General features: G+C 71.5%; 4 protein-coding genes and 1 pseudogene. 4 read left to right on the top strand and 1 reads right to left on the bottom strand.

From position 1 onward, the window contains the following. Positions 1-516, bottom strand: a pseudogene (locus ACOJUF_RS11775) (tyramine oxidase); the annotation flags it as partial. A 252-nt stretch (positions 517-768) separates the two neighbouring features. Here ACOJUF_RS11775 and ACOJUF_RS11780 point away from each other — a divergent pair. The 4 genes from ACOJUF_RS11780 to ACOJUF_RS11795 form a co-directional block, all read left to right on the top strand. Then, entirely contained in the window at positions 769-1,260 is a 492-nt protein-coding gene (locus tag ACOJUF_RS11780; RefSeq protein ID WP_420122037.1) for a DUF2505 domain-containing protein, read from the top strand. 53 nt (positions 1,261-1,313) lie between these two features. After that, complete coding sequence (purU, locus tag ACOJUF_RS11785) at positions 1,314-2,183, top strand: formyltetrahydrofolate deformylase (protein WP_420122038.1); 870 nt, start codon at positions 1,314-1,316, stop codon at positions 2,181-2,183. Positions 2,184-2,495: 312 nt separating this feature from the next. Beyond that, on the top strand, positions 2,496-3,410 hold the full coding sequence (locus ACOJUF_RS11790) for a PAC2 family protein (RefSeq protein WP_420122039.1): 915 nt from the start codon (positions 2,496-2,498) through the stop codon (positions 3,408-3,410). Positions 3,411-3,456: 46 nt separating this feature from the next. Continuing rightward, positions 3,457-3,887 (top strand): potassium channel family protein (locus ACOJUF_RS11795; RefSeq protein ID WP_420122040.1); only part of this gene is annotated, 431 nt, incomplete at its 3' end.

The following is a 3,887-nucleotide window of genomic DNA, read 5'->3' on the forward strand; positions in this document are numbered from 1 at the left end:
GGCGTACGGGTTGCCGGTGGGCGAGGAGCGCACCCAGATGTCGGCCCAGCCCAGCCGCCGGTCCCGGTACTTCTCCGGCATCAGGGCCTTGCCGTAGGTCCAGACGTCGATCAGCACCAGGTCCAGGTCGGTCAGCCCGCGCTCGGCGAGGGCGGCCACGACCTCCGGGTTCGCCTTCATGGCGACCTCGCAGTCGTGCCACTCGTCCGGGGTGAAGTTCGGGGTCACCCCGGGGATGTGGGTACAGGACACCACCGAGTCGGCCGGGTCGTCACCGCCGCCGAGCTCGACGATCGCCTCGTAGGTCTTGTTGTCGGCCCGGTCCCACATCACCGACAACGACCGGCGGACGATCGGGTCGCCCTCCCGCCACGCGAGCACGTCGGCCTTGGCCGGCTCGTCCAGGGTGATCGAGGCGAACCGGCGCGTGGGGGTCAGGTCACCCGAGGCGCGCAGTGCCTCGGTCGTGCGGCGGAACTCCTCCGCGCTGAGCGAGTCGAGGGGATGAGGGGACACTGACTACTCCTCCGGACGTCGGATCGACAAACCCCGATCGGGCGCGGCCACAGATCTGACGCCGACCGGACGGCTCGACCGTAGCCTTTGCCGTCCGATCCGGCAGCCGGGGTCCTCCGGTCCGGATGAAACGTTCCCCGGCGGGGCACCTTGCCTCGGCGCGGAGCGGCCGGAGAGGATGCGGGAACCAACCGGGGCGGTTCACGGGCGACCCCGCCCGGCTCCTGCCCGATTCTCGACGGGAGTAACGCAGTGCCCACACCGCTGAAGGTGACCCAGCAGTACGACGCCCCGGCGGCGGAGGTGTTCGCCCTGTTCAACGACCCCGCCTTCATCCAGGGCCGGCTGGAGGACTCCGGCGCGCTGGATCCGGAGGTCGTCCGGGTCGACAGCACCGACGACGGCGTCACGATCGTCACCCGGCAGGCCATCCCGTCCTCGGCGCTGCCGTCGATGGTGGCCTCGATGATCCAGGGCGACCCGGCGACCGAACGCACCGAGAACTGGAAGATCGACGGCGAGGGCTACACCGCCGACTTCACCGTGACGGTGCAGGGCGCGCCGGCCTCGCTCAAGGGCACCATGTCGCTGGTCAACGCCGGTTCCGGGTCGACCCTGAACGTGGTCGGGTCGGCCGCCGTGCCGATCCCGATCTTCGGCGCCAAGATCGAGGGCGTCATCGCCTCGCAGATCGCCGAGCTGCTGGCCAGCGAGGAGGCCTACATCAAGGCCCGGCTGGCCTGACCCGACCGGCCCGGGTGGCTGCCGGGGCGCCCGCCCTGGCAGCATGGTCCGCCGTGCCCGATGACCGCCGTTTCGTGCTCACCCTGAGCTGCCCCGACCGCACCGGGATCGTCGCCCGGATCACCTCGTTCCTGGCCGACATCGGCGGCTGGATCACCGAGGCGGCCTACCACTCCGACGAGGAGTCGGGCCGCTTCTTCACGCGGCAGGAGATCCGCGCGTCCTCGGTCGCGTTCCCGGTGGCCGAGCTCCGGCGCCGGTTCGGCGCGGTGGCGCAGGAGCTGGCCGCCGACAGCTGGCAGGTGGTGGACAGCGCCGACCGCAAGCGGATCGTGCTGATGGTCTCGCGCGAGGGGCACTGCCTCTACGAGCTGCTCTCGCGCTGGCACTCCGGTGAGCTGCCGGTGGACATCGGCGTCGTCATCGGCAACCGGACCGACCTGGAGCCGGTGGCCCGGCTGTTCGGCCTGCCGTTCCGGCACATCCCGGTGCCCACCGACGAGGCCGGCAAGGCCGCGGCGTTCGAGCAGGTCCGGGCCGAGGCGGAGCGGCACGATCCCGACGCGATCGTGCTCGCTCGCTACATGCAGGTGATCCCGCCGTGGCTGTGCCAGGCCTGGGACGGCCGCCTGATCAACATCCACCACGGCTTCCTGCCCTCGTTCCGCGGCGCCCGGCCCTACCACCAGGCCTACGTGCGCGGGGTGAAGATGATCGGCGCCACGTGCCACTACGTGACGCCCGAACTGGACGCCGGCCCGATCATCGACCAGGACGTGATCCGGGTCGACCACGCCGACTCCCCGGGGCACATGGTCCGGCTCGGCCGCGACATCGAGAAGGCCGTCCTGGCCCGCGGCCTGACCTACCACCTGGAGGACCGCGTGCTGCGCGACGGCCTGCGCACCGTCGTCTTCGCCTGACCCTCGCCCCCGCGCGACTCAAGCCCCCTGCCCGCCCCCCGCCCCCGCGCGGATCAAGTAGGCCTGCGCGGATCAACGTGCCCCGAATGTGACGGGTGGGAGGCGAGTCGACGAGTTCGGCCGCGCCTGCGCTGTTGATCCGCGCGGGTCAGCCGGGGTGGGGAATGCCGGGGCAGGCTCGCACGTTGCTCCGCAGGGGCCGCGCGGGCGACGATGGACCCGCGGGGTGACCGGCCCGCAGCCCGGAGCGCACCGCGCGACGGCACCACCACAGGTCACACCGGACGACACGAGACGACACGGAGCAACACCATGGGCGGCGAACCAGGCGAGCTGTACGAGCTGCACCTGGAACGGGAGGAGATCGAGGCCCTCCACAATCCGGTGCTGATCGTGGCCCTGGACGGCTACATCGACGCCGGGTCGGGGGTCCGGCTGGCGGTCGAACACCTCCTGGGGACCCTGCCGAACACGGTCATCGGCACGTTCGACATCGACCAGCTCATCGACTACCGGGCCCGCCGGCCGATCCTGACCTACCAGCAGAACGCGTTCACCGCCTACCAGCAGCCGGAGTTGACGGTCCGGGTGCTGACCGACGCCGACGGCGCCGCCTTCCTGCTGCTGTCCGGCCCGGAGCCGGACGGGCAGTGGGAGCGGTTCATCGCCGCGGTCGGCCAGATCGCGGACCGGTTCGCCGTCCGCCTCACGGTCGGCCTGATGGCCATCCCGATGGGCGTCCCGCACACCCGACCGACCGGCATGTCCTCGCACGCCACCCGGCCCGGGCTGCTGCCCACCCAGGAGGACTGGCTGGGCGTCATCCAGGTCCCCGGGCACGCCGTCGGCCTGCTCGAGTACCGCTTCGGCCGGGCCGGGCGGGACGCGATCGGGTTCGCCGCCCACGTCCCGCACTACATCGCCCGCTCGGACTACCCGGAGACCGCCCGCACACTGGTCCAGGCGACCGCGGACGCCACCGGCCTGCTGCTGCCGACCACCGAACTGGACGCCGCCGCGGCCAAGGTCCGGGCCGAGCTGGCCAAGCAGATCGAGGACAACGCCGAGGTGGCCGACGTGGTCACGGCCCTGGAGCAGCAGTACGACGCCTACGCCGCGGCGACCGGCCAGAGCCTGCTGGCCCAGTCGGCGCCGCTGCCCACCGCGGACGAGCTCGGGGCCCAGTTCGAGGCGTTCCTGGCCGACCGGGAACCGCCCACCGCCTGAACCCGCGGCCCCGACCACCTGCGGCTTCGGCGTACTCTGCGGCCTTGTGGTGCATGAGAACCCCACCCTGTCGTTGCCGGTCAAGGAGCACGGCCCGGTCCGCGCGATCAGCCTGCGGGTCCTGGTCGCGGTGCTCTGCGTCGTCATCACGACCGTGGTGGTCTACGTCGAGCGGGCCGACTACCGCGACCTGGACGGCCAGATCGACACCTGGTTGGACGCGCTCTACTACGCGACGGTGACCCTGTCGACGACCGGATACGGGGACATCACGCCGGTCACCGAGACGGCCCGGTTGACCAACATCGTGGTCATCACCCCCCTGCGGTTCCTGTTCCTGATCGTCCTGGTCGGCACCACCATCGAGGTGCTCACGGAGCGGAGCCGGCAGCAGTTCCGCACGAGTCGCTGGAGAAAGCGCGTGAAGAAGCACACGGTCGTCATCGGCTACGGCATGAAGGGCCGGTCGGCGGTCGG

Source organism: Nakamurella sp. (assembly GCF_048594475.1).
Taxonomy (GTDB): Bacteria; Actinomycetota; Actinomycetes; order Mycobacteriales; family Nakamurellaceae; genus Nakamurella.